The sequence below is a fragment of the Blastococcus sp. SYSU D00922 genome, assembly GCF_054050495.1.
In genome coordinates, this window is the sequence record NZ_JBJGZL010000011.1 from 29,392 (window position 1) to 55,445 (window position 26,054).

Genomic DNA, 26,054 nt, shown 5'->3' on the forward strand with positions numbered 1-26,054 from the left:
CTCGACGACGGGAACCGGAGGGCACCCCGGGCAGCGGCACGAGGGCCGTCGGCGGGGCCGGTCACGCGCGGCCGAGGGTCCGCACGCCGTCGACCTGCACGCCGAAGGAGGCGGTCACCCGCTCGCTCAGGGCCCGGGCCGGCAGCGCGGCGCGGTCGGCGTTGCGGCAGAGCACGATCGATGCGCCGGCGGCCAGGGGTGCCAGCAGCCACGCGACCGGCCCCGCCTCGGCGGCGACGGCGGCGTCGACGAGCAGCCGGTCACCCGGGCGGATGCCCAGCCGGGTCGCCAGCTCCGCGGCTGCGGCCCCCAGGCCCTCGAGGGTCAGCGACAGCTCCCCGAGGACGAGTCCCGGGCCGGTCGGTTCGGGGGACGACCAGGGGACGAAGACGTCGCCGTGGGTCCGGACCTCGAGCGCGAAGTCGCGCGCGGGGCCCGCGTAGCCGGCCATGCCCATGCCGAGCGGGTGCAGCGACAGCCCGAGCAGGTCCGGCGGCTCCAGCTCCTCGATCGCGGCGAGGCGGTCCTGCGCGGCCAGGACGACGTCGACGCCGTCCAGCCGCCCGTCGTCCTCGGTGGCGGTGTCCACGACGGTCGCCCCGCAGCTCCAGGCGCCGAGCAGCACGGCGGCCGTCTGCCAGTGCACCGGCAGCGCGACGGCGACCGTGCTCCCGGGGCCGACGTCGAACTCGTCCTGGAGGAGGTTCGCCGTCTTGGCCACCCAGTTGGCCAGCGTGGTCGCCGACAGCTCGACCCGGTCGCCGGTCGCGTCGTCGTAGTCGGTGAGCAGGGGTGCGGCCGGCTCGCGGCGCACCGACGCGGCCAGCAGGTCCGCGGGCAGGTCCGCCGGCATCAGTTGATGCAGGTCGTGTCGGCCGCGGTCCGGGCGTCGGCGCCGTCGACCGGCGCGACCGGGGCGGGCGCGTCGACCGCCTGGCCGATGCCGTTGAAGTCGGCGCCGATGACCAGGTGGACGGTTCCCGCCGCGACGTCGTCGGCCGCCTTGGTCACCGCCCCGGGGACCGTCGCGGCCACGGCGGTGGCCAGTGCCTCGTCGCCCGCGGCGTAGCGCACCTCGGTGACCTCGTAGTCCATGGAGTCGGCGTTCCCCGTCGTGCCCACGCCGAACCCCAGGCCGGCGAGGGCGGTCGAGGCGCTGCCGGCCAGGCCGGAGGTGCCCGACCCGTTGTAGACCTCGACGGTGATCTCGGCCGGGGAGGCCGTCCTCGGCGCCTCGGTCGTGGGGGCGGGCTGGGGCTCGGGCTCCGCGGACAGGTCCGCGAAGAACTGGTGCAGGGAGTCGGTGTCCTGGAGCCGCAGGATGTAGCGGCCCGCGTCGTCCTTGTCGTCGCCGATGTAGGGGACGGTCTGGAAGTCGATGTTGCCGACGTCGACCGACTGCATCTGCTCGGCCAGGGAGAACAGGTCCAGCGACTGGTCGATGGTCAGGGCGTTGGCCGCGGCCTGCACGAGGTCGCGCTGCTTGCCGAGGTCGAGCAGGACGTCGTCGGAGATCATCTTGCGCAGGACGCCGGCGATGAAGACCTGCTGCCGGATGATGCGGTCGAAGTCGCTGCGGGGGAGGCCGTGGCGCTGCCGCACGAACTTCAGGGCGTCCGCGCCGGCGATCGTCTGCTGCCCGGCGGGGAAGTAGGCGCCCGACCAGCGGCGGTCGTCCACCGGCGCGCAGAGGTTGACGTCGACGCCGCCCACCACCGAGGTCAGCTCGAAGAACCCGAGCAGGTCGACCTCGGCGTAGTGGTCGATCTGCAGTCCGGTCAGCGAGCTGATCGTCTGCACGAGCAGCTGCGCGCCCTCGGCCTGCTTCTCGCTCTCGTCGGCGCTGTCCGGCGCGCTGGCGTGCCCGTAGGCGTACGCGGCGTTGAGCTTGTCCCAGCCGTACCCGGGGATCTGCACGTAGGAGTCGCGCGGGAACGAGACGAAGGACGCCTTCGACCCGTCGGCCGGGATGTGCACCAGGATCATCGTGTCGGTGTTCGTCCCGGAGTCCGACCCGGCCTGCAACTGGGCGAGCTGGTCCTCGGTGAGGTCGGCCCGGCTGTCGTTGCCGACCAGCAGCAGGTTCATCGCCTCGCCGGCGCGACCGGACTGGTCGTTGCCGTCGCTGGGGATCGCGTCGGTCCGGTTCACCGAGGCCTCGGCGAGCTGGAAGAGGTACCACCCCCGCCCGCTGGTCGCGAGCACCGCGACGGCGAGGACGGCCGCGGCCACGCGGAGCGCCACGACGGCGCGGTGCGACCGGCGCCGGCCGGCCCCGGGCGTGCCGTCGTTACCGCGAGCCGTCCGGGCGGCACGGTCGTCGGCCGCGGGCCGGCGCGGCGGGCGGCCGGCGCGGGGGTCGAGCCGCGGCGGGAGCGGTCGGCCGCTGCGGTCGCCCGGCTCGTTGCGGTCTCGGCTCACGTGATCCTCACTGCAGGTGTGTTCGGCGCGATGGCGGGTGCGCTCAGCGGGTGTCGCGGAGGCGCCGCCAGGTCGCCGGCCAGGTCGGCCCCGGCGCCTGTGCATCGGCGCCTTCGGATGCTAGGTCGGCGAAACGGCTCGGCCGCGCGTCCGACACGGGTGAACCGGCCCGTCACACCGCGAGCGACGCCCATGCGGCACAACCGGTGCCAGGAGGCGCACCAGTCACAGCGTTCACGACGGCACGGGCACGCCGCGACCCGCGTCCGACCGCGTCGGCGGCCTAGAGTCGTCCGCAGCAGCTTCTGACGGTCCCTGCGTGTCTGACTCCCCGCGGCGCCGCTCACCCACCGAACACCGAGGAAACGGCACGTCGCTGATGGTCGAGAGCACCACGTCACGCCCGACGACGGAGCCGGCGGTCGACGCATCGCCGACGTCGTCCCCGCGGGAGCGGAGGGCGCCGCGGCGTCTGCTGGGCCGTCGTCCGCTGCACGTGCTGGCGCTGCTCGTCGTGGTGCTGCTCGACCTCGTGGTACCCGTGGTGCACGCCCGGCTGGCCATGCACGTCGTGCCGGTCTACCACCTGGACGGCGCGTTCCAGACGGCCAGCGGGCTGCTGAGGCTCTCGGCGGGCGAGTGGCCGGGCAGGGACTTCTTCCCCTACCTGGGCACCGGCCCCGTCCTGGCCCTCTTCCCCGCATTCGCCCTCGCGGGTGGAACGCTCGCCGCGTCGGTCTTCTCGGCCCACCTGATGACGATGGTGTCGCTGCAACTGGCCGTCGGCATCACCGCCGCTCTGTTCTTCCGGCGCCGGCCGGTGCGGGCGCTGCTCGTCGGAGCCGCCGTCCCCGCCGTCGGCCTGGCCGCCGCGCTGACCTGGCCGCAGCTGTGGGGGGAGTTCTCGGGCCTGCTGGCCAATGCGGGACTGCCGGGCAACAGCCTGCGACCCTTGCGTGCCGCGGCTCCGTACGTGCTGGCCACTGTCGCCTTCTTCGTGCTCCGGCCGCGTTTCAGCCCCGGGCGGGCGGGCGTGGTGGGAGCGGCGGCCGGCGCGATGGCCGTGCTCTGGTCCAACGACTACGGGCTGGTGTCCGCGGCGGCCCTGCTCGTCCTCCTCACCTACCACGCCCTGCGGTGGCGCCCGGGACCCCTCGCGCGCACCCTCGGCGCACTGTGGGGGAGTGCCGCCGCCGGGTACCTGGGAGCCGGCCTCGTCGCCACGGCCGGGCACCTCCTGCCGTTGCTCCGGTACAACCTGGTCGACGTCCGCGAGGACCAGTTCTGGTACTTCGGGCTGTGGACGCGCGCCGACCGGATCTACTCCGTGGGCGATCTCGTCGCCGTCATCCGCCAGGAGGAGGCGGTCTACGCGCTGGCGGTGCTGGTCGTCGCCGTGGTGTACGCCCTCCGCTCACGGGACCTGGGAGCGCTCCTCGTCCCGTTCGTGGGTGGCTCGATCTTCGCCGGCGGTCTCGCCGCGACGGTGGGTGGGCACACGGGCCGCTACTTCTGGGCGTTCGTGGCCTGGGGGTGGATCGTCACCGGCGTGGCCCTGGCCAGGCTCGTGGTCGTCCTCCTCGGGCGCATCGGTGCTGTGCGTGCGGCGTCCAGGGGCGTGCCGGGGATCGCGTTGCGCGCCGTGGGGGCGGCCGTCGTCGTCGTCGCCCTGGTGGTGGCCGGGATCTCCACCGTGCGGGCGAACTGGCGGGCCGGTTCGACGGTGGCCGCCGACCCGGCCTACGTCGTGGACCCGGAGCTGGGGGGCTTCCTGCCCCGCGGGTTCGAGGAGCAGGTGGAGGCCGCCCGGGACCTGGACGGCACGGTGATCGAGGAGTACATGGGGCTCACCGGCGCGGTCCACGGACCGAACCCGGCCGTTCCCGTGGACTCGGTGATCGCGGCCCTCGGCAGCCAGCGGTCGGTCTTCGCCGAGCAGATGGCGAAGCGGCCGGACCTGGTCGTGACGACGGTGCCCGAGGTCGACCCATGGGTGCGGTGGAGCGTGAGCGCCAACTGGTGGTTCTACCGCGAGCTGTTCCGGTCGTACGCCCCCGAGGTGAGCTCCCCGCTCACGCTGGACTGGACGCCCACCGAGCCGGCCACCTGGGAATCGGTGCCGTGCGCCGTGCGGGGGCAGCAGGTCGAGCTGGCAGCCCCGGCACCCGGGCTCTACGAGGTCACCCTGGACTACCGCGGGCCGGGCCGGAACTCGCGGTCCTACACGATGATCGAGAACAACATCAACGTGGTCGAGACCGCGCGCGGCTGGCTGGCTCTCGACCCGGGAGCGCAGCGGCAGCAGTTCCCGGTGGCGGTGCACGACGCGGGGTCGGGCACCACCGTCCTCGGCCTGCGGGACATCTCGAAGGACGGCGGCCGGCTGACCGAGCTGCGGTCGTGCACCGCCTCGGCCATCACCGCTCCGGACGGTGCCGACACGATGACGGTCTACAGCGGGCTCGGGTTCACGCCGGTCGACCTCACCGATGCCTCGTGGGAGCGCGGCGTCCACCGCACCGACGCCGCGTTCTTCGTCTACAACACCGACAAGGACCGGGCGGCCCTGGAGGATGCCGGCGCCGTGCGGTTCTCCGACGGCGAGGTGCGCGAGATCACCGGTGTGGAGGTGAACGAGTTCTACCTCAACGTCCACGTGGAAGGTCCACCGCTGGATCCAGGGACCGCCGGAGCCCCGCACTCGTTCACCCTGGTCGACTGACCGTCCGCAGCCGATCCCCGCACGAGCGGCGGGGTCTGTGTGACGATGGGGGACGCAAGGGGTCACTGAGGCCTGCTTGGACGCCGAGCCGTCGTGCGGCACTCCTGCGCACGTACCCTCGGGAACGACCGCGCGGTGGGGCCCGTCTGCTCTCCGTGGCCGAGCAGAGGAGACAGTGCTGGTGCGCCGGACGACACGTGAGCTGATCGCGTGGATCGGTGCCACGGTCGTCTTCGGGTTGCAGATCCGGTTCGACTTCCTGCGCATCATGGACCCGACCTTCAAGGCCGAGTTCCAGCTGGACTCCGACTCCCTCGTCCGGGACGAGATGCTCAACCCGGGTGACGCGCTGTTCCCGCAGCTGGGCGGCGTCGGCAGGGACTACTCGAGCCAGTTCGGCCTCCAGGGCATGGTGATGACCTGGCTGAGCCCGGGAGACGCGTACTACGAGGCGATGCGGCTGACCACGTCGCTGCTCACCGGGGCGGTCTTCGCCACCGCGGTCGTCGCGGTCTGGCGCGCGTGGGGCGGTCGCGCCGCCGTCGTCCTGTCCGCCTTGCTGGCGACGTCGTTCTGGACGAACGGGTTCGGCGCCAGCACGTACTGGCAGCTGTGGACGATGCTGCTGCCCACCCTGGTGCCTCTCCTCGTGTGGCCACGCCTGGGCGCCGGCCGGCGGAAGTGGCTCAAGGGCGGGGCGCTCATCGCGCTCCTCGTCTTCCTGAAGTGCCTCTGCGGCTACGAGTACATCAGCACCGTGCTGCTGGGTGTCGCCGCCGCGGTCGGCTACCACGAGTTCCGCGGGCGGTTGGACCGCGGGCTGTTCGCTCGCCTGGTGCTGGCCATGTCGGCGGGGCTCGTCGGGTTCGCCGCGGCGGTCGCCGTTCACGTCGCCCAGCTGCTCAGCGTCTACGGGAACGCCTCCGCGATCCGGGACCGCATCCTCGAGCGGACGGTCTCCCCGGGGGATGTCTCGGTCGTCTTCGCCTGGGCGCGGGAGCAGCAGGACCCGCTGTGGGGCTGGCTCGTCCAGGGCGACAACCTGCTGGGGCTGTGGGCCTTCCAGATGACGCGGTACCTGACCAGTCCCGGCGTCTCGCTGCCGGCTCCCGAGTCGACCGGTTTCGGGCCGAGCCCGTACGGGGTGCCGATCTGGGCCTTCGTCGTCGTCTTCGTGCTGCTGACGATCCAGGCGGTGCGCGGTCGGCAGGAGGACGCGGCGGTGCAGCGGCGCCTCGCCGTGGCCGCCGGACTGGGCCTGCTCGGGGCGCTGTCGTGGCTGGTGCTCGCCTACGGGCACATGATCTACCACGCGCACATCGACTCGATCGTCTTCTGCCTCCCGTTCCTGCCGCTGGTCTTCGCCATGATCGGGCTGCGCGTGGAGACGATCTCGCGACGCGGCAGGCGTCGTGGACCTGTTCCGCCGCCGTCCCCGCCGGCCGTCCGCTCGGCGGAGCGGGAGCCGGCGGAGGAGGGGTCCCAGGACCGCTCCCCGGTGGCGGGGCCGGTCGGGGCGGGTAGCGGCGCGGTGAGGGGGCTCGGATGAGCGGCGGGAATCAGCGACGCGAGATCGTTGTCGTCGGCGGGGGCTTCTACGGCACGTCGCTCGCCACCCACCTCGCCAACGAGGGTGCGCGGGTCACCCTCCTCGAGGCCCGGGCCGACCTGCACGGCGGGGCCAGCTACTTCAACCAGGCGCGGGTGCACGGCGGCTACCACTACCCGCGTTCGCTCCGGACCGCCGGTCGCAGCCAGGCGTCCTACCTGGCGTTCATGGAGCGGTACCGGTCCTGCGTCCTGGACGACTTCCTGTGCATCTACGCGGTCGCCCGCGGCTCCCTGACCAACGCCCGCAAGTTCCAGCGGATGTGCAACTACATCGGTGCTCCGCTCATGGAGTCGCCGGCGTCGGTGACCCGGCTGTTCAACCGGTCGGTCATCGAGGCGTCCTGGGTCACCCGGGAGGCGGTCTTCGACGCCGTCCGGCTGCGCGAGATGATGCGGCAGGAGCTCGACGACGCCGGCGTCACCGTCCGGCTGGGCACCCCGGTGGCCGCTGTCGAGGAGACCTCGGCGGGCGCCTTCGTCAGCCTGGAGAGCGGTGAGAAGCTCACCGCCGACAGGGTGCTGGTCTGCACGTACGGCGAGGGCCTCGACGTGCCGGAGGGCGTGGGCTACTCCGGCCTGCACTGCGAGCCGTGCGAGATGGCGCTGGTCGACCTGCCGGACGCCCTGCGGGACAAGGGGATCACCGTCATGGACGGGCCCTACTTCTCGCTGATGCCCTTCCCGTCCACCCCGTACCACACCCTGAGCCACGTGCGGTACACACCGCACGGGTCCTACCCCACGTACGCCCAGGCAGCATCGGCGTTGCAGGGCGGGCTCGTCACCCGGGCCGACCACATGATCCGGGATTCCGCGCGCTACGTCCCGGCGCTGGCCGAGGCCGTGCACCGGGAGTCGATCTGGGGGATCAAGACCGTTCCTGCCCGTCGGGACCGCGACGACGCACGTCCGATCGTGCTGCGCCGGTCCGATGGCGGCCGCGTGCTGTCGCTGCTGGGCAGCAAGATCGACAACATCTACGACGCATTGCGAGTGGCAGAGGAGCACCTCCGTGACGCTGTATGAGACGCAGACCCCGAGCGATCCGGAGGGCTCGGCGCCCGGCACCGCCCGCGCCGACGTCGTCGTCCGGGTGCCGGCTCCGCAGGCGCGGAGCGGGACGTTCCTGAGCGTCGTGGTGGTCGTCGAGGCGGGGATGACCGACGTCGAGACCCCGCTGGCGCACCTGGAGGAGGTCCTGAGCCAGGCCTACCCGGTGCACGAGATCGTCATGGTGCTCCCCGGGGCCCGTGGGCGGCTGGAGTGGGCTCGCGATCTCGCCGAGCGACGGCCGAACCTCCAGGTGATCGGGCTCGTCCGGGGTGTCCGAGACGAGGTCGCCTTCACCGCCGGCCTCGACGGAGCGCTGGGCGACGTCGTCGTCACGGCCCGGCTGGGGGTGGACCCGCCGGAGGCGATCGTCCGGTGTGCCGGCATGGTCAACGAGGAGACCGCCGTGGTCGTGGGCGTGGAGACCTCCTCGGCCGCCGGCCGCCGCCTGGCCCTCCGGCTCAGCCGCGCGTTCGCCAGCCGGAGCATGGGCCAGGACATCGCGACCGTGAGCCTGGGCCTGCGCGGGTACAGCCGGCCGGCACTCGACGCCTGGCTGCCCCGTCGCGACCGCGACCGCGTGCTGCGCATGCTGCCGTCGATCTCGGGCTACTCCAGCGCGATCCTGCGCTACCAGGCCGGCGAGCGGAACGATCCCCGTCGGGCCAGCAGCTTCCGTCAGGTCGTGCGCTCCATCTTCTACGCCAGCGGTCGTCCGCTCCGCTTCGCGGTGGGCATCGCGCTGCTGGCCAGCCTGGCCAACCTGATCTACGCCCTGTACGTGGTCGTCGTCGGGTTGATCCGGGGCACGGCCGTCGAGGGCTGGACCTCGATGAGCCTGCAGATGAGCTTCATGTTCTTCTTGTTGAGCGTGGTGATAGCGATCATGGCGGAGTTCATGTTCCAGTCGAACGAGATGGCGAACGAGCTCCCCATCTACCGCGTGGCTTTCGAGGCGACCAGCTCCGTGCTCTCCGCGCGGGATGCCCTCAACGTGGACGCCGAGGGGCCGGCCCAGCCCGGCCAGCGCGGTCAGGCGAGGTCGGCCCAGTGAGCGACGAGCACAAGCGCGCCCTGGTCGGCTGGACCGGCTTCGTCGGGGGTGCCCTCGAGCCGCGCGTGCGGCCGGTCGCCCGTTTCCGCAGCACCGACATCGACCAGCTGGCCGACGCCGACGTGACCGAGGTGGTCTGTGCCGGGGCGCCGGCTGAGAAGTGGCGGGCCAACGCGGAGCCCGAAGCGGACTGGGCGGGGATCTCCCGCCTGATCGAGGCCCTGGACCGCAGCCGGGCGACGTCGTGCGTGCTCGTGTCGACGGTCGACGTCTACTCCGACTCCCGGCGGGCCGACGAGTCCACCGCTGCGGACACCACGCAGGAGCAGGCCTACGGGCGGCACCGTGCCCTGCTCGAGGAGTTCGTGACCCGGCGTTTCGAGGACTCGCTGATCGTGCGCCTGCCCGGGATGTTCGGGCCCGGCCTCAAGAAGAACCTGGTCTTCGACCTCATCAACCAGCCCGAGGCGCGGTTCGCCCACGAGGCGTCCACCTTCCAGTTCTACGACGTGCGGGACCTGTGGGGCCACGTGCTCCTGGCTCGGGACGCCGGCCTGCCGGTCGTCAACCTCGCCACCGAGCCGGTGTCCTCCGCGCAGGTCGCGCAGGAGTGCTTCGGGGTCGAGTACCGCTGCGACGACCGTCCGGAGGTCGCCTACGACCTCCGGACCGCGCACGCGCCGCAGCTGGCCGGCCGGGAGGGGCCCTACCTCCGCTCCGCCGACGAGGTGCTGGCCGGCATCCGCGCCTGGGGCGCACCGCTCGTGGCGGCCCGCGCATGAGGCTCGCGTTCTCCAACCTCGCCTGGCCGGCCGATCTCGACCCCGAGGTCCTGCCGGAGCTCAGGGAGCGTGGTTTCGAGTCGCTCGAGGTCGCGCCGACCCGGCTCTGGGCCGATCCGCTGGCCCAGGACGCCGCGGAGGTCGCCCGCGTCCGTGGCACGGTCGAGGCCACGGGTCTCCGCATCGTGGCCTTGCAGTCGCTGCTGTTCCAGCGGCCGGAACTGCAGCTGTTCGGCGATGCGGAGTCGCGTCGGGGCCTCTTCGACCACCTGGTCGGCATGGCCCGGCTCGCCGCTGGGCTCGGGGCGACCCGTCTGGTGTTCGGCTCGCCCGGCAACCGCCGCCGCGGTGACCTGCCGGTCGAGCGGGCGGACGAGATGGCCGTCGAGCTGTTCGCCGGGCTCGGGGCGGAGGCCGCCGAACTCGGTGTGTGCTTCTGCATCGAGGCGAACCCGGTCGACTACAAGTGCGACTACCTGACCGACGCCGTCGCCTCGACCGCCTTCGTGCGGGCGGTCGACTCACCCGGGGTGCGGCTGCACCTCGACACCGCCTGCATGGCGCTGGCCGGGGACGACGCCCCGGAGCGGGTCAGGGCCGGGGCCGACGTCCTGGCCCACGTGCACGCCAGCGCTCCCCAGCTGGGGGTGGTCGGCGGCGACGGGCCGGTGGACCACGCAGCCATCGCCGCGGCGCTGCGCGCCGTCGACTACGAGGGGCACGTCTCCGTGGAGATGCTGCCGCCCGGCGGTCCCGATCCGACCGGTGCCCTGTGGGGTACCGCCGACTTCGTGAGGAAGACCTACGCGTGAGCAGTGACCAGCTGGCCGTCAGCGAGCAGGACTGGGCCGTCCCCCAGGGGGAGGTCCACGTCCTCCGTGAGAAGAGCAGCCGGTACTGCCTCCTCATCCCGGTCATCAACGAGGGTGAACGCCTGCTCGCCCAGCTGCGACGCGTCCGCGACCACGGCTTCGACGTCGACGTCGTGGTCGCCGACGGCGGCAGCACCGACGGGTCGAACGATCCCGCCGTGCTGCGTGACCTCGGTGTCCGCGCCGTGCTGATCAAGCGCGACGCCGGGAAGCTCAGCGCACAGCTGCGGATGGGCTTCGCCTTCGCCCTGACCGAGGGCTACGACGGGGTCGTGACCGTCGACGGCAACGGCAAGGACGACGTCGCCGCCGTCCCTCGCTTCCTCACCGCGCTCGACGAGGGGCTCGACTTCGTCCAGGGCTCCCGATACGTCCCCGGTGGTCAGGCGATCAACACCCCGCGCGAGCGCCACCTGGCGATCAAGTTCTTCCACGCCCCGCTGACCTCGCTCGCGGCTCGGCGTCGCTACACCGACACCACCAACGGCTTCCGCGCCCACTCCCGGGCTCTGCTGACCGACCCCCGGGTGTCGCCCCTGCGCGAGGTCTTCGACACCTACGAGCTGCTTGCCTACCTGCCGATCCGGGCCGCTCGGCTGGGATACCGCTGCGCGGAGGTCCCCGTCACCCGGGCGTACCCGGCTGCCGGCTCGATCCCGACCAAGATCCACGGTCGTAGCGCCCAGTTCGAGCTCGTGAAGATCCTCGGACGGGCCGCGCTGGGCCGGTACAACCCCGGAGCGTCATAGGAGTGCGCCGCGGCCAGCTCGGGACGATCCTGCGCTTCCTCCTCGTCAACGTCCTGAACACCGGGCTCTACTGGGGTCTCTACCTGCTCCTGCTGGTGGTGCTCCCGTACTTCTGGGCCAACGCCGTGGCGCTCGTCGTGGCCGTGGCCGTGGCGTACGTCGCGAATGCGCGGTTCGCCTTCGGCGTCGCCACGACGAGGACGAACCTGATCAAGTACCTGGTGGCCAACGGGACCACGATCCTCGTCCGGATGGTCGTCGTCTGGCTGCTCGTCGGCCCGTTGCCCCTGCCGGAGGAGTGGGCGCCGCCCGCTGCCGTCGCCCTCTCCATGCCCGTGGCGTTCCTCCTCACCAAGTGGGCGATGGCGGAGCCCCGTGTCCACGGGGCGCCCACGGGTGCGTCCGTCCGGACGACGTAGCGGAGCGGCCGCCAGGCGATGCCCGGGGCGGGGTCGTCGGGCGGCTCGACCTGTCACCCCGCGAGCAGCACGGCTCACCGGGCCTGGTGCGCCCGAGCGAGGCCTGCTGCCTCGGGCGGACGCGGCCGATCAGGGATTGGTCGGCAGGCTGCAGGCCTCGATCGGCTCGCTCGGCTCCGGCGTGAGCGCGACGCGGTAGATGCGGAGCCCGCCGCGGTCCTCGTAGACCTTCTCGAGCGACTGGACGTCCCGGAGGTCCCGCAGGCCCGCGTACCGGGTCATCTCCGCCCGGACGTAGCCGGACGACACGAACACGTAGGTGATGCCGAGGTCCTCGACCGCTGACCGGAGATCGGTGTCGCTGTCCAGGCAGTTGAAGTGCTCGAGCAGCAGCCGCTGCGTCTCGCCGGCCGCCGTGCCAGGAGACACGATGTGGCCGAACACCGGGTCGATCCCGAACAGGGCGAGCATGTACGGCGACCCGTCGTTGGGGTCGTTCATGATCTCGCCGTCGGCACCGGGTTGCTGCGACAGCCAGCGCATCGCCTGGATCTCGCGGGGGTCCAGCTGACCCGGACCCTGGTAGGCCACCGACGTGCGGACGGTGTTCGCGTTGACGTACAGCCCGCTGGAGAGCAGGAAAACCGCCGCGAGGCCGAGGGCGGCGAGCACCGGCACCCGGGCCGGGCTCTCCCGCCGCCAGGCCGGTGCAGCGGACGGGCCGTCGGCCCGGTCCTCGGCCGGAGCGGGCGGTGCGGCGGCGGTGCCCACCCCGCCGTTCCGGCGGTCGAGCACCCGTCGCAGCAGGGCGTCGGCGGTCTCGGCGAGGACCTGGAGGCCGTGCGCGGCGAGCGGCGCGAACGCCAGGACCGCGACGGCGGCGAACCGCCAGCGGTCGTTCCACCAGGGAGCCGTCAGGTCGGCCACGCGCTGGCTGTCCGAGGCCGCGGCGAGGACGAAGAGCGCGAACGACACCGCGCCGCCGGCCAGCCACCACCACATGTAGCGCGCGCGCCGGAGGGACAGCACCCCGACGATCATGAGCCCGCTCAGCCAGTACTGCGGTGCCGGCGCCGCGTGGTTGAGGAGGAACAGGTCGCCCGTCGCCTGGCCCACCGACGACACCGCCGGCCAGTCGATCTGGACCCCGGCGCTGTTGACCGCGAGCACCCCGCTGATGAACGGCAGGGCCACCACGACGGCCGACGCACCGGTCAGGACCAGGGGGAGCAGGTCTCGCGCCGCGGAGCGCGGACGTGTCGCCCAGCGCTGGACGAGGAAGGGGATGGCGATCAGGGCGGCGGACAGCGCGGTCGCCGACTGGACCCCCAGGAGGGCGGCGGCCCCGAGGCCCGCAGCCACGGCCTGCAGGGCGCGACGGGACTCCAGGGCCTCGTGGAGGAGCAGGAAGAAGGCGGGGATGAGCGCGATGCCCATGGCGAAGGGCAGCAGCGGGCCGCGCCACAGGGTGTCGTACGGGAAGCTGGCGAAGCCCGCCAGGAGCACGGGGGTGGCCGCGGCGACGGCGAGGGGCGCGCGCAGGGCGCGCAGCAGGCCGGCCAGCCCGAGGCCGGCGACGCCCGCGATCATGAGGGTCTGGGCGTTGAGCACGGTGAACACCGGCGCGCCGGTGACGTCCCGCACGATCGCGCCGAGGGCGTGGAACGCGTTCGGGTAGAACGACGACTGGACCTCCCAGTCGTTGATCGCCTGCTGCACGTCCGGGTTGGCGCTCCCCGTGTCGGCGATGAGCCGCACCAGGTTGGCGTGGAAGACGTAGTCCCAGTCCTGGTTCACGTTGCTCATGGACCCGAAGCTGCGCACGAGCACCGTCGCGGACAACGCCCAGCCGGCGAGCACGCCGGCCGCGATGGCGATGTCCGCGCGCGCTGGCCGCCAGCTGCGGCGGGGAGTCCGGTCCGTCGTCCCGGACCCGTCCGGCGAGCCACCGGACGCCGCGCGCCCGGCCCGACCCAGCAGGACCCGCACCACCACGACCAGCGCACAGGCCGCGACGGCGTAGCCGAGCAGCGCCCACGGGTTCCAGGGCAGGTCGACGTAGGAGGACACCGAGGCCACCGCCGTGATCAGCGCGAAGGTCAACGCCGGTGCGCTGAAGAGCGCCGTGGAACGGCGCAGGCCGAGGCAGGCCGCCAAGGCCAGGCCGGGGCCGAACAGCGCGAGAAGGACGGTGCCGACGACGGCAAGGTCAGACATTGCGATGGAGTCCTGTCATGGTGAGATCACCCTCCCGCGGAGGGTTCGTGCCCGGTGCCGGCCACCGCGGTGGCTCCGCCGGATGCACACGCATCGCCTCCACAGTAAGGCCGATCGTGCCGGGCACCGACGGCGATCGCCGGGCCATTCGCACCGGCTGCACCACGGGTCCCTCGAGGCATCAGCCGCACGACGGCCACCCCTGTGGCGGTATGTACGGTGGCCCATCATGACGGTCTCTGCTCCCGCGGTGAGCTTCCGCAGCGCGGTCGGCGACCTCCGCGCGGGCATGCGGGAATGGGAGCTCTGGGGGCACCTCGGCTGGCAGGACATCCGCCAGCGGTACCGCCGCTCCGTCCTCGGGCCCATCTGGATCTCGATCAGCATGGCGGTGACCGCCGTCGCGCTCGGCGTCCTCTACGCCGGGCTCTTCGGCAACGACCTGTCGGTCCAGCTGCCCTACATCCTCGTGGGATTCATCGTCTGGGGCTTCGTCAGCGGCTGCATCAGCGAGGGCTCCGACGTCTTCATCGCCAACGAGGGGTTGATCAAACAGCTACCGGCCCCGCTGTCGGTGCACGTGTACCGGCTGACCTGGCGGCAGATCCTCTTCTTCGGGCACAACCTGATCGTCTACGTGGTCATGCTCGTCGTGTTCCCGCAGCCGCTCGGCTGGGCCAGCCTGACGGCGCTCCCGGCGTTCCTGCTGCTCGCGGTCAACGGAGCCTGGGTGGCCCTGCTGCTCGGCATCGTGACCACGCGCTTCCGCGACCTCGCCCCGATCATCCAGAGCGTCGTCCAGCTGCTGTTCTTCCTGACGCCGATCGTGTGGATCTACGACGACCTGCTGGCCAACGCCGCCGTCGCCGAACGGGCCCGCCTGGTCGAGTTCAACCCGCTGCTGCACTTCATCGAGATGATCCGCCAGCCGATGCTCGGCCAGGAGCAGCACCTGCGGCACTGGATCGTCGTCCTGGTCATCACCGTCGTCGGCTGGGCGGTCACCATGGTGGCGCTGCGGCGGTACCGGTCCCGAGTGGCGTACTGGGTGTGAGCATGACCGAGAACGAGACCCGCAGGGTCGGCATCGTCGCCAAGGGCGCGTGCGTCGACTTCCCGATCTTCGACGCCAAGAGCCGGTCGCTGAAGAAGACCGTCATGGGGCTGGTCGGCGGCAACATCACCACCGAGACGAAGGTCCCGGTCATCGAGGCGCTCAGCCACATCGACCTCACCCTCGAGCACGGCGCCCGGGTGGGGCTCGTCGGCCACAACGGCGCGGGCAAGTCGACGCTGCTCCGGCTGCTGTCGGGCATCTACGAGCCGACCCGCGGCTTCGCCGAGGTGCGCGGGCGGGTGGCCCCCGTCTTCGACCTCGGGGTCGGGATGGATCCGGAGATCTCCGGCCTCGAGAACATCATCGTGCGCGGGCTGTTCCTCGGGATGACCCGCAAGCAGATGGAGCAGCGGATCGACGACATCGCGGAGTTCACCGAGCTCGGGGACTTCCTGCGCATGCCGCTGCGCACCTACTCGACGGGCATGCGGATCCGGCTGGCGCTGGGCGTCGTCACGAGCATCGACCCCGAGATCCTGATCCTCGACGAGGGGATCGGCGCGGTCGACGCCGCGTTCCTCGAGAAGTCGAAGAAGCGGCTGTCGGAGCTGGTCGACCGCGCCGGCCTGCTGGTCTTCGCCTCGCACTCCGACGAGTTCCTCAAGGAGCTGTGCGACACCGCCATCTGGATGGAGCACGGCCGGATCAAGCAGCAGGGGCCCATCGACGAGGTGCTCGACGCCTACAAGGGCCGTCCGTGAGCGACGCCCTCACCGTCGTTGCGGTCGTCGTCACCCGCGACCGGGTGGAGCTGCTGCGGGAGAGCCTGGCTGCCGTCGCGGCGCAGACCCGACGCCCCGACCACGTGGTCGTCGTCGACAACGGGCCCGACGACGCGGTGCGTGCGGTGGTCGAGGGCTGCGGCCTGCCGGCCACCTACCTGCCCAGCCGCCGCAACCTCGGCGGCGCGGGGGGCTTCGCCCTGGGCATGCTGCACGCGCTCGCCCTCGGCGCCGACTGGGTCTGGTGCGCCGACGACGACGGCCGGCCCGCCGACGACGCCGTGCTGGCCACGCTCCTGGCCACCGCCGAGCGGCACGGCCTGGCCGAGGTCTCGCCCCTGGTGACCGACATGGCCGACCCCGAGCGGCTAGCCTTCCCGCTGCGCCGCGGGCTGCGGTGGCGCCGCCGGCGCAGCGACTTCGCCGGCCTGGACCTGCTGCCGAGCTACGCCTCGCTGTTCAACGGCGCGCTGTTCCGGGCCGACGCCCTCGACGTGGTCGGCGTCCCCGACTACCGGCTGTTCTTCCGCGGGGACGAGACCGAGATCCACCGCCGGCTGCTGCGCGCCGGGCTGCCGTTCGGCACGGCCGTCGGTGCCAGCTACCTGCACCCCGAGGGGACGACGGAGTTCCACTCGATCCTCGGCGGGCGGCTCTCGGCGCAGTACCCGGGCAACGACACCAAGCGCTTCTTCACCTACCGCAACCGCGGCTACCTGATGGCGCAGCCGGGGATGCGCTGGCTGCTGCCGCTGGAGTTCGTGCGGTTCAGCTGGTTCTTCCTCGTGACCCGGCGCGACCCGGCGGGCTGGCGCGAGTGGCTGCGGCTCACGACGGCGGGCCGCCGCGAGCGCTTCTCCCGCTAGTCGTCCAGCCGGCCGTCGAGCGACGCGCCCTCGTCGAAGAACGGGCGGATGCGGTTCTCGAACATGGTGAGCGCCGAGCCGATGGCCATGTGCATGTCGAGGTACTTGTAGGTGCCCAGCCGCCCGCCGAAGAGGACGCGCTTCTCGGCGGCCTCCTTCTTGGCCAGCTCCCGGTAGCGCTCCAGCTTCGCGCGGTCCTCGGGGGTGTTGATGGGGTAGTACGGCTCGTCGCCGGTCTCGGCGAAGCGCGAGTACTCCCGCACGACCACCGTCTTGTCGGTCGGGTAGTCGCGCTCGGGGTGGAAGTGCCTGAACTCGTGGATGCGGGTGTAGGGCACGTCCTCGTCGGCGTAGTTCATGACCGAGGTGCCCTGGAAGTCGCCGATCGGGAGGACCTCGGTCTCGAAGTCCAGCGTGCGCCAGCCCAGCTCCCCGGCCTCGTACCCGAAGTACTTGTCGATGGGGCCGGTGAACACGGTCGGCACGTCCTGCGGGAGTTCGTCGCGGACGTCGAAGTAGTCGGTCGACAGGCGCACCTCGATGTTGGGGTGCTCGGCCATGCGGTCGAGCCACGCGGTGTAGCCGTCGACGGGCAGGCCTTCGTACGTGTCGTTGAAGTACCGGTTGTCGAACGTGTAGCGCACCGGGAGCCGGGCGATGATCGCCGCCGGCAGCTCGGTGGGGTCGGTCTGCCACTGCTTCTTGGTGTAGCCCCGGATGAACGCCTCGTACAACGGCCGGCCGATCAGCGAGATCGCCTTCTCCTCGAGGTTCGCGGCCTCGGCGGTGTCGATCTCACCGGCCTGCTCGGCCACCAGGGCCCGCGCCTCGCTGGGGGAGAAGCTCTTGTCGAAGTACTGGCAGATCGTCGACAGGTTGATCGGCAGCGCATAGGTCTTGCCGTCGTAGATGCTGAAGACCCGGTGCTGGTAATTCGTGAACTTCGTGAACTGGTTGACGTAGTTCCAGACCCGCTCGTTGGACGTGTGGAACAGGTGGGCGCCGTAGACGTGCACCTCGATCCCGGTCTCCGGCTCGGGCGCGGAGTACGCGTTACCCCCGATGTGGTCGCGCCGGTCGAGGACCAGCACCCGCTTGCCCAGCTGGCTCGCCACGCGCTCCGCGATGGTGAGGCCGAAGAATCCGGAGCCGACGACGACGAGATCGGGACTGGCAGAGGTCACGCCGTGCCACTCTACCGGCGCAGCGAGGCCCCGGTGCAGCACCGCACGGCAGCCGCCGCGGCCGGGCTCCCACCGTCGGGGGCGCCGGAGGACCTCCTAGAGTCCTCCCCGTGAGCGAGCGTGCGGAGGGCGTCCCGCTGCGAGTCGTCGCCGTCACGTACTCGCCGGGTCCGGCCCTCGAGAGGTTCCTGGAGTCGTTGGGCGCTGCCACGACCCGTGATCTCGAGGTGGTCCTGGCCGACAACGGCTCGACCGACGGCGTCCCCGAGAAGATGGCGGAGCGCATGCCGTGGGTGCGGCTGGTGTCCACCGGGGGCAACGTCGGCTACGGCGCCGCAGCCAACGTCGGCCTCGCCGGGCTGCGCGAGGGGTACGCCCTGATCGCCAACCCCGACGTGGAGTTCGAGCCAGGGTCGGTCGACGAACTGCTGGCCGTCGCGGCCCGCTGGCCTCGTGCGGCCACGGTCGGGCCGGCGATCCGCACGCCCGACGGTGAGCTCTACCCGTCAGCTAGGGACCTGCCGCAGCTGTCCACCGGCCTCGGGCATGCCCTGCTCGGCTGGGTGTGGCCGGCGAATCCCTGGACGGCGCGCTACCGCCGTGAACGCGAGGCTCCTCGCGAGCGCACGGCCGGCTGGCTCTCGGGTTCGTGCTTCCTCGTCGACATCGCCGCCTTCTGGTCCGTCGGCGGCTTCGACCCGGGCTACTTCATGTACTTCGAGGACGTCGACCTCGCCCAGCGCCTGAGCCGGAAGGGGTACCTGCACGTCTACGCCCCGTCCGCCGTCGTCGTGCACGAGGGTGGGCACGCGACCCGCCGGACGCCGCACCGCATGCAGCGCGTGCACCACACGAGTGCGATCCGCTACCTCTGCCGGCAGTACGCGGGACGCCGGTACCTCCTCCTGCGAGCCGGGGTGCGCGCCGGGCTCGGCGCCCGGATGCTGCTGTCGTACGTCAGCGGCCGGGTGGCGGCGGGTGCGCCGTTCCAGCGGCGGGCCGCCGAGCTGTCCGGCGGGGCCCGCGCGGCCCGCTCCAGGAGCTGACGTGCGCCACGCGGTGATCATGGCCGGTGGGTCGGGGACCCGGCTCTGGCCCTTGTCGCGATCCGGCCTGCCCAAGCAGCTCCTGCCCGTCGTCGCCGGGCCGGACGGGAGCGCCCACAGCCTCCTGCGTGAGGCGTTCGTCCGGATGCAGGCCGTCGTCCCCGCCGGCAACATCTGGGTCTGCACGGCGGCGCGGTACGGGGACGAGGTCCGGAACGCGCTGCCCGCCCTCGAGGCGGAGCGGTTGATCCTGGAGCCCGTGGCGCGGGACACCGCGAACGCCGTGGGCCTGGCGGCCGCGCTGGTCGCCGACGTCGATCCCGACGCCGAGCTGGCGGTGGTCAGCGCTGACCACGTCGTCCGCCCCGTGGACCGGTTCGCCGCCGCGGTGGGCGCCGCGTACGACGCCCTGGCGGTCCGGCCCGACGCCCTGGTCACCCTCGGCGTGCGCCCGACCGCCCCGGCGACCGGGTTCGGCTACGTGGAGCGGGGATCGGCGACGGTGGTGCCCGGCGTCGCGGAGGCCGCGTCCTTCCGGGAGAAGCCCGACCGGCGCACGGCCGAGGCCTACCTGGCGTCGGGGAAGTACCTCTGGAACTCCGGGATGTTCGTGTGGCGCGCGCGCACGGTGCTCGACGCGCTGGGCGACCACCTGCCGGAAACGGCAGCCGGACTGGACCGGATCGTCGCGGAGCCCCGAGGTGCCGCGCGCGACGCCGCCCTCGAGGAGGTGTTCCCGAGCCTGCCCGGGATCAGCGTCGACTACGCGGTGCTCGAACCCGCGGCGCGGGAGCCGGGGCGCGTGCTGGTGGCCGAGCTCGACGTCGACTGGCTCGACGTGGGCTCCTGGCCCGCCCTCGCCCACACCCTGGATGCCGTCGGTGGCAACGCCGTCCGGGGGCTCGCCGTGACGCTCGACTCGTCCGGGAACATCATCTTCAGCACCGACCCCGACCACCTGGTCGCACTGGTGGGTGTCCGGGACAGCGTGGTCGTCCGCACCGCGGACGTCACGATGGTGTGCCCGGTCGCGGAGGCCGAGCGGGTGAAGGAGCTCCTCGCGGAGGTCGTCGCCCGGACGGGCAGTCGCTACGCCTGACTCGCCGAGCGCCGGCTGCGTGACCACTCGAGGGTGGCACCCAGCCCCTCCAGGAGCGGCACGGGCGACAGCGTCGGGAACAGCGCGCGCAGCTGGGTGTCGTCGGCGCGCGAGTGGCGGACGTCCCCCGGCCGCGGGGCGCGGAACTCGACGTCCGTGGCGAGCCCGCTGACCGTCTGCAGCCGCTCGATGAGTTCCAGCAGCGAGGTCTCGGTGTTGAGCGCGACGTTCACCGGCTCCGGGTGGCTCAGCCGGCGCAGGCTCGCGTCGAGGAGGATCTCGCAGACCGTTCCGACGAAGATGAAGTCACGGGTCTGCTGCCCGTCCCCGAAGACGACGAGCGGCCGGCCACCCAGCAATGCGTCGACGAAGAGCGGGATGACCGCCGCGTACACGTGATCGGCCGGCTGCCCGGGCCCGTACACGTTGAAGAACCGGAAGGCGACCGTCGAGAAGTCGTAGCAGTCCTGGTAGCTGAGCAGGTACTGCTCGGTGGCCAGCTTGCTCACCGCGTACGGGCTCAGCGGCCGGACCCACTCCCGCTCGGACTTGAGAGGTGCCGGGTTCGAGCCGTAGACGGCGCTCGACGAGGCCCCGACCACCTGGCGCACGCCGTGCTGACGGCACGCCTCGAGCAGCAGCAGCGTGCCCGTGGCGTTGGCCTCGTGGCATCCCACGGGGTCCTCGATGGAGGCCGGCACGCTGGCGAGGGCGGCCAGGTGCACGACGGCGTCCACGCCTGCCACCGCCCGCGCGAGAGCAGCCGGGTCGGTCACCGATCCCTCGACGAGCTCGACGTCGAGGCCCTCGAGGTTCTCCTGCGAACCCGTGGAGAAGTCGTCGAGGACGACGACCCGGCCGACCCGGGGATCAGCCAGGGCGCGGCGAGCGAGATTGGAGCCGATGAACCCGGCGCCGCCGGTGATCAGCAGGTCCGTGGCTGACGGAGCGCCCTCGTCGGTCTGCACGCCGGTCACTGTAGAGGGAGCGGAATCGGGCCCGACCGCGCGTCCACCGCCCCGGAGCCGAACGCGTGGGGCGTGTGCGATGACCGGGATGGGAGAGGCGGCGAATCGGCTGAACGGAATGTTCCCGCACCGAAACCCCTTACCATTCCCGGTGATGAGCACAGTGTGGAATGCGGGCTCCGTGGGTGGCACGCTCCCCCCGACGGTGGTGGTCATGCCCGTGTACAACGAGGCGCCCGTCGTCCGTGGGGTCATCTCGGAACTCGTGCAGCTCGGGCTGACGGTCATCGCGGTCGACGACGGCAGCTCCGACGGGTCCGCGGCGGAGATCGACGCCGCCGGGGGGATCCGCGTGTCCCACCCGATCAACCTCGGCCAGGGTGGTGCCCTGCAGACCGGCTTCGAGGCGGCGATGCGGTTCACCGACGCCAAGTACGTCGCGACCTTCGACGCCGACGGGCAGCACCAGGCCTCCGACCTGCTGGGCATGATCGCCAAGGCCGAGGAGGGTGGCTACGACGTCGTCCTCGGTTCCCGCTTCCTCGACGGGAAGACCGAGATGAGCCGGCTCCGCCGCCTGATCCTCAAGACGGCGACCAAGGTCTTCAACCGGGGCAGCGCCCACCAGCTCACGGACGCCCACAACGGCCTGCGGCTGATGAGCCGCGACGTCGCCGCCCGGATCAACCTCGCCTTCGCCGGCATGGCGCACGCGAGCGAGCTGGAGCAGTGCCTCACCCAGCCGACCTACCGGTTGGCCGAGTACCCGGTGCACGTGCTGTACACGGAGTACTCGAGGGCGAAGGGGCAGCCGCTGCTCAACAGCGTGAACATCCTGGGCGACATCCTGGCCCACCGCGTGAGCCACTGGAGCCGGCCGTGATCAAGTTCCTGCTCGTGCCGGCGGTCGTCCTGGCGGTGGTCCTGTCGCTGCGGTCCAGGGCCTCGCTCCGTGGGCAGGCCCGCCGCAAGATCGTCGCCGGGCTGACGGTGCTGGCCGGCGTCCTCGCCGTGATCTTCCCGGACATCCTCCAGGAGGCAGCCGACTTCGTCGGCGTCGACCGCGGGACCGACCTGCTGCTCTACGTCCTGGCGATCGTGATCATGTACTTCGTGGGGAGCACGACGGCGCGTTTCCGCGAGCAGGAGGGACGCCTCGTGCGGCTCGCCCGCGAGGTGGCGCTCGCCGAGACCGAGACCCGCCTGCTCGCGCAGGGGCAGGGGCGCGGACCCGGCGCTCGCTGACCGACTCGACGGCGCCGTCCCGATCCGCCCCGGATCGCCACAACCAGAACTTCGAGGTACCCACGGCAATGACGGCTGCGCCCGAGCAGGACCACGGGCATCGGCGCCCCGGACGTGTCAGGACGGTCGTCCGGCATCCCGCGACCCGGTGGGCGGCGCTGCTCCTGCTGATCGCGCTCGACCTGGCCATCCCGCTGGCCTACGCGCGCGAGTGGGAGCGGGTCCTCCCCACGATGCACCTGGACGGCGCCTTCCAGACGGCGAGCGGGCTGTTCCGCCTCGGTGCCGGCGAGTGGCCCGGCAGGGACTTCCTCCCGTACCTGGGCATCGCCCCCGTGGCCCTGCTCTACCCGGTGTTCGAGCTGCGGGGTGGCGATCTCGCCGCCACGGTGTTCGCCGCGCGGTTCACGACGCTGGTCGCGCTGCAGATCGTCTTCGGCGTGCTGGCGGCGCTGGTGTTCCGGCGCCGCTCGGCGTGGGTGTTCGCCTGGGCGGCGGCCGTGCCGGTCCTCGTCCTCGAGATCGCGTCGCTGTCCTGGCAGAACCTGCTCTCCTTCGACGAGACCTGCGGCGGGTGCCTGGGTCTGGTCGCGCTGGCGGGGGACCCGGGTACGAGCCTGCGCCCCATCCGCACGTTCGCCCCCTATGCGCTGGCGGGGATCGCCTACCTGGTCATGGGCAGCGGATGGCGCCTGCGGACGCGCTCGGCGGTCGTCGGTGCCTGCGCGGGAGTCGTCGGGGCGCTGTGGTCGAACGACTACGGCCTCGTGTCGGCCGGGCTGCTCCTCGCCGTGCTGGGTCTCCACGTCCTCGGTGCGCGGGGCGAGAGGCGGGTCCTCGCGATCGGCCTGCTCGGGGGTTCTGCGGTCCTCGCCTACGTCGCCGCCGGGTTCGGTGCGACGGCCGGGCACTTCGTCACGTACCTGCGGTACAACTTCTCGGACGTGCGGGGCGACCAGTTCTGGTACTTCGGCCCCTGGGACGAGGCGTCGAGGGTGTACTCCGTCGGCGACCTCCTCCGCATCATGGCGGGCGAGGCGGCCGTCTACCCGTTGGTCGTGCTCGCCGCCGTGCTGGCGCACGCCGCCTGGCGCCGGGACCTGGCCGCCCTCCTCCTGGCCTACACGGGGACGACGCTGTTCCTCGGTGGCGTCGTGGGCACGTTCGGTGGGCACTCGGGGACCTACTTCTGGGCCTTCGTGCTCTGGGGGTACATCGTCACCGCTCTCGCGGCGGCGCGGCTCCTGCCCATGCTCCTGGTCCGTGCGGCCCGTTCGCTGCACCCGGACCTCGGGGGACGGGTCGCCGCGGGGCTCCGGGTGGCCGTGGTCGTCTCGCTCGTCGTGACGCTCGTGCTGGTGGACCGGGCGGCGGTGACGGCGGGGCGCGCGGCCGGAAGGGCCCTGGTGGCCGACCCGGCCTACACCTTCGAGCCGCGTCTGGGCGGATTCCTCGACAGCAGGTTCGTCGAGCACGTCGACGAGTTCCGGGACCGCGACGCGGCCGTCGTGGAGGAGTACATGGGTCTCGCCGGGGCGCTCACCGGCTCGAAGACCGATCTGCCCTTCGATTCCGTGATCGCCGCCGTCGGCAGCCAGCGCGAGGTCTTCGCGGACCGGATGGCCGAGCGCCCGGACGTCGTGGTGACGACCGCACCCCAGATGGACGAGTGGATCACCTGGAACCTCAGCGCGAACTGGTGGTTCTACCGCACGCTGTTCCAGGGCTACGCCCCCGAGCAGACGTCGCCGAACACGCTCGTCTGGAAGCGGGACGAACCGGTGCGCTGGACGTCGACGCCCTGCCGGGTCGGTAGCTCCGGGATCGAGCTGGACGCCCCGTCGGCGGGGATGTACGAGGTGACGCTCCGGTACACCGGACCGGGTCGGAACGCGCGGGCCTACACCATGGTCCAGAACAACATCAACATGGTGCTCACCGGCGAGGGCTTCGTCGCCCTCGACCCCGGCGCGGCCATGCAGCGGATCCCGGTCGTGGTGAACGAGCCGGGCACGGGGACGACGCGCCTCCCACTGCGGGACGTCCCGGACAGGGCGGCCGGGCTCACGGCGCTGCACTCGTGCTCGGCGTCGTCGGTCGCCGTCCCGGACGGCGCCCGGACGATGGAGCTCTTCAGCCGGCTCTTCCGCACCCCCGCGATCTACTCCGACTGGGATTGGACGGCCGGGGTGTCCAGGACCGAGCCCGTCCTGCTCGTGCCCAACACGCTGGTGAACCAGGACGACCTGCAGTCGGCCGGGGCCATCCGGTTCTCCGACGGGGAGGTCCGCACGATCGACGACGTCGAGCCCGGCGGGATCTTCATCAGGGTCGTCGTCGACGGGCCACCCCTGGACCCCACCGTCGCCGGCTACCCGAACAGGTTCGAGCTCCTGCCCTGACGGCGGGTGGCGGTGGTGGCGCCGGTCATCCGCCGACGGCATCCCGGGGGAGCTCCGGCCGCGACGCGGCGATCCGGTCCTCCCGGGCCCCGCTCACCAGGAGGCCGCTCCAGATGATCACCGTGAGCGCCGTCGAGACGACGAATCCCCAGATGGCCCCGCTCACGGACCAGAGCACCGCGCCCCCCACGGGCAGCGCGACGGCGAAGACCGTGTGGACCGAGCGGCCGACGAGGAGGCGCCGGTGGCTCACGTGCATGCGCGCGAAGATGTTCATGACGTAGGTCAGGAACTGGAAGCCCAGGAACAGGGCGCACGGGAAGGCGAAGTCGCTCAGCGCCACCAGGACGGGGCTGAACGACAGGAACGCCGGTACGGCGTGCGCCAGCACCGCGTAGCCCGCTACCCCGAGGGCCGTGGCGGCTGCGAGCAGGGTGCCCAGGACCGGCGGCCGGACCAGGCGCGCCATGCCGATCTGGGAGAGGTAGGGCCGCACGGGGTCGATCAGCAGCTGGAGGGGCACCGAGAGGCTCGAGACGCTCCGGTAGATGCCGAACCGGTAGAGCCCCAGCACCGGCGCGACGAGGAGCGGGGTCCCTGCCGCGCCGAGGTCCATCAGGAGGGACTCCCCGAGCAGGACGCGCACGGTCGGAGCGTTGCGCCGGTACCAGGCCACCGGCCCGCGGCCACGCCGCGCGCCCTTCAGGAAGAGGGCAGCCGCGACGAGGCTCGACACCGCCCAGGCCAGCAGGAGCGACGTGAGCAGCGGCTGGCCGGAGGCGCCGAGGCCGACGACCCCGGCCACCAGGCCGAGCACCGCGACGACGTCGGACGGCACGACGGACCCGGGGCCGTGTTCCACGGCGTGGTGGTAGCGGGCGCCCTGGCGGTAGAGGGACGCCCCCACCGCGAGCGCCATGGACGCGCCCAGCAGGGACGACTCGTACACCCACCACCCGACCACCAGCGTGAGCAGCGCGACGGCGCCGCTGAGCACCGCGAGGGCCCGGGAGTAGTCACCCCACGTGCCGGCCGAGCTCCCGGCGGCGCGCCGCCTCGCCCACGTGTCGCAGACGGCCGAGAGCTGGATCGACCAGCCCTCGGCGAAGAGCAGGTAGACCAGGGCGAACGCGCCGTAGTCCGCGACGGGGAGCAGGAAGACGGCGAGCACCGGGAGCAGCGCGCTGCTCAGCCCACCCGTCACGGACGAGATGGCCAGGGTCGACCGGTTCACAGGAGGAGGGCCATCGGGGGCATCGTCGCTTTCCGTGGTGCTCGACCAGCCGGAGGTCGTCGGCGGGGCCGGTGCTGCGACTGCGGTCCGGGGGCGGCCGCGCGGACGCACACGGTACCCGGTGCGGCCCACCACCACGGGCGGACCCGCCGCCCGGGACGCCGGGCGCCGGGGCGCCGGCAGGTAGGCTGGCGCAGCTCGGGCCGCCGCTCACCAGCTGCGCCCCTCATCGACCCGCGGCCTGCTGACCCCCGGACGGGCTCCGAGGGCGTCT

At 72.3% G+C, this 26,054-nt stretch carries 22 protein-coding genes; 16 read left to right on the forward strand and 6 right to left on the reverse strand.

Annotation, left to right across the window (positions count from 1 at the left end):
• Positions 1-61 precede the first annotated feature (61 nt).
• Positions 62-853: a TIGR03089 family protein gene (locus ACI78T_RS15565; RefSeq protein ID WP_456559021.1), complete on the reverse strand. Its 792-nt coding sequence runs from the start codon at positions 851-853 to the stop codon at positions 62-64.
• Positions 853-2,421: an LCP family protein gene (locus ACI78T_RS15570; protein WP_456559022.1), complete on the reverse strand. Its 1,569-nt coding sequence runs from the start codon at positions 2,419-2,421 to the stop codon at positions 853-855. Before ACI78T_RS15570 ends, ACI78T_RS15565 begins: the two co-directional genes overlap by 1 nt.
• Before the next feature lie 379 nt (positions 2,422-2,800).
• Between ACI78T_RS15570 and ACI78T_RS15575 the strand changes: the two genes are divergently transcribed.
• From ACI78T_RS15575 to ACI78T_RS15610, 8 genes are all read left to right on the forward strand, one after another.
• Entirely contained in the window at positions 2,801-5,143 is a 2,343-nt protein-coding gene (locus ACI78T_RS15575; RefSeq protein WP_456559023.1) for a hypothetical protein, read from the forward strand.
• A gap of 181 nt (positions 5,144-5,324) precedes the next feature.
• Positions 5,325-6,692, forward strand: a complete 1,368-nt coding sequence (locus ACI78T_RS15580; RefSeq protein WP_456559024.1) for a hypothetical protein — start codon at positions 5,325-5,327, stop codon at positions 6,690-6,692.
• Positions 6,689-7,780, forward strand: a complete 1,092-nt coding sequence (locus ACI78T_RS15585) for an FAD-dependent oxidoreductase (RefSeq protein WP_456559025.1) — start codon at positions 6,689-6,691, stop codon at positions 7,778-7,780. The genes ACI78T_RS15580 and ACI78T_RS15585 overlap by 4 nt, the downstream gene beginning before the upstream one ends.
• Positions 7,767-8,858: a hypothetical protein gene (locus tag ACI78T_RS15590; RefSeq protein ID WP_456559026.1), complete on the forward strand. Its 1,092-nt coding sequence runs from the start codon at positions 7,767-7,769 to the stop codon at positions 8,856-8,858. Before ACI78T_RS15585 ends, ACI78T_RS15590 begins: the two co-directional genes overlap by 14 nt.
• A complete protein-coding gene (locus ACI78T_RS15595) occupies positions 8,855-9,640 on the forward strand; it encodes an NAD-dependent epimerase/dehydratase family protein (RefSeq protein WP_456559027.1) in 786 nt (261 codons plus the stop codon). Before ACI78T_RS15590 ends, ACI78T_RS15595 begins: the two co-directional genes overlap by 4 nt.
• A complete protein-coding gene (locus ACI78T_RS15600) occupies positions 9,637-10,452 on the forward strand; it encodes a sugar phosphate isomerase/epimerase family protein (RefSeq protein WP_456559028.1) in 816 nt (271 codons plus the stop codon). The genes ACI78T_RS15595 and ACI78T_RS15600 overlap by 4 nt, the downstream gene beginning before the upstream one ends.
• Entirely contained in the window at positions 10,449-11,261 is an 813-nt protein-coding gene (locus ACI78T_RS15605; protein ID WP_456559029.1) for a glycosyltransferase family 2 protein, read from the forward strand. Before ACI78T_RS15600 ends, ACI78T_RS15605 begins: the two co-directional genes overlap by 4 nt.
• A 2-nt stretch (positions 11,262-11,263) precedes the next feature.
• Positions 11,264-11,680 carry a GtrA family protein gene (locus tag ACI78T_RS15610; protein WP_456559030.1) on the forward strand — a complete coding sequence of 139 codons (417 nt, stop codon included), beginning with the start codon at positions 11,264-11,266 and terminating at the stop codon, positions 11,678-11,680.
• A gap of 129 nt (positions 11,681-11,809) precedes the next feature.
• Here ACI78T_RS15610 and ACI78T_RS15615 read toward each other — a convergent pair whose 3' ends face one another.
• Positions 11,810-13,897, reverse strand: a complete 2,088-nt coding sequence (locus ACI78T_RS15615; RefSeq protein ID WP_456559031.1) for a DUF6541 family protein — start codon at positions 13,895-13,897, stop codon at positions 11,810-11,812.
• 229 nt (positions 13,898-14,126) lie between these two features.
• On the opposite strand from ACI78T_RS15615, the gene wzm reads away from it, so the two are divergent.
• The 3 genes from wzm to glfT1 are packed head-to-tail and all read left to right on the forward strand — an operon-like array spanning position 14,127 to position 16,602.
• Positions 14,127-14,951: a galactan export ABC transporter permease subunit Wzm/RfbD gene (gene wzm, locus ACI78T_RS15620; protein WP_456559032.1), complete on the forward strand. Its 825-nt coding sequence runs from the start codon at positions 14,127-14,129 to the stop codon at positions 14,949-14,951.
• 2 nt (positions 14,952-14,953) lie between these two features.
• Positions 14,954-15,715: a galactan export ABC transporter ATP-binding subunit Wzt/RfbE gene (gene wzt / locus ACI78T_RS15625; RefSeq protein ID WP_456559033.1), complete on the forward strand. Its 762-nt coding sequence runs from the start codon at positions 14,954-14,956 to the stop codon at positions 15,713-15,715.
• On the forward strand, positions 15,712-16,602 hold the full coding sequence (glfT1, locus tag ACI78T_RS15630; RefSeq protein ID WP_456559034.1) for a galactofuranosyltransferase GlfT1: 891 nt from the start codon (positions 15,712-15,714) through the stop codon (positions 16,600-16,602). The genes wzt and glfT1 overlap by 4 nt, the downstream gene beginning before the upstream one ends.
• Here glfT1 and glf read toward each other — a convergent pair.
• Entirely contained in the window at positions 16,599-17,786 is a 1,188-nt protein-coding gene (glf, locus tag ACI78T_RS15635; RefSeq protein WP_456559035.1) for a UDP-galactopyranose mutase, read from the reverse strand. The two genes, glfT1 and glf, sit on opposite strands and share 4 nt — an antisense overlap.
• A gap of 110 nt (positions 17,787-17,896) precedes the next feature.
• Between glf and ACI78T_RS15640 the strand changes: the two genes are divergently transcribed.
• Positions 17,897-18,832 carry a glycosyltransferase family 2 protein gene (locus ACI78T_RS15640; RefSeq protein WP_456559036.1) on the forward strand — a complete coding sequence of 312 codons (936 nt, stop codon included), beginning with the start codon at positions 17,897-17,899 and terminating at the stop codon, positions 18,830-18,832.
• Between the two features lies 1 nt (position 18,833).
• A complete protein-coding gene (locus ACI78T_RS15645; RefSeq protein WP_456559037.1) occupies positions 18,834-19,931 on the forward strand; it encodes a mannose-1-phosphate guanylyltransferase in 1,098 nt (365 codons plus the stop codon).
• On the opposite strand, the gene ACI78T_RS15650 is transcribed toward ACI78T_RS15645, so the two are convergent.
• Positions 19,922-20,899 carry an NAD-dependent epimerase/dehydratase family protein gene (locus ACI78T_RS15650; RefSeq protein ID WP_456559038.1) on the reverse strand — a complete coding sequence of 326 codons (978 nt, stop codon included), beginning with the start codon at positions 20,897-20,899 and terminating at the stop codon, positions 19,922-19,924. The two genes, ACI78T_RS15645 and ACI78T_RS15650, sit on opposite strands and share 10 nt — an antisense overlap.
• Positions 20,900-21,113: 214 nt before the next feature.
• Between ACI78T_RS15650 and ACI78T_RS15655 the strand changes: the two genes are divergently transcribed.
• The 3 genes from ACI78T_RS15655 (at position 21,114) to ACI78T_RS15665 (ending at position 24,546) form a co-directional block, all read left to right on the forward strand.
• Positions 21,114-21,782, forward strand: a complete 669-nt coding sequence (locus ACI78T_RS15655) for a glycosyltransferase family 2 protein (RefSeq protein WP_456559039.1) — start codon at positions 21,114-21,116, stop codon at positions 21,780-21,782.
• Entirely contained in the window at positions 21,779-22,144 is a 366-nt protein-coding gene (locus tag ACI78T_RS15660; RefSeq protein WP_456559040.1) for a DUF2304 family protein, read from the forward strand. Before ACI78T_RS15655 ends, ACI78T_RS15660 begins: the two co-directional genes overlap by 4 nt.
• Positions 22,145-22,212: 68 nt before the next feature.
• Positions 22,213-24,546 (forward strand): hypothetical protein, encoded by a 2,334-nt coding sequence (locus tag ACI78T_RS15665; protein WP_456559041.1) that lies wholly within the window; start codon positions 22,213-22,215, stop codon positions 24,544-24,546.
• A 25-nt stretch (positions 24,547-24,571) separates the two neighbouring features.
• On the opposite strand, the gene ACI78T_RS15670 is transcribed toward ACI78T_RS15665, so the two are convergent.
• Positions 24,572-25,780 (reverse strand): hypothetical protein, encoded by a 1,209-nt coding sequence (locus tag ACI78T_RS15670; RefSeq protein ID WP_456559042.1) that lies wholly within the window; start codon positions 25,778-25,780, stop codon positions 24,572-24,574.
• Between the last annotated feature and the right edge of the window lie 274 nt (positions 25,781-26,054).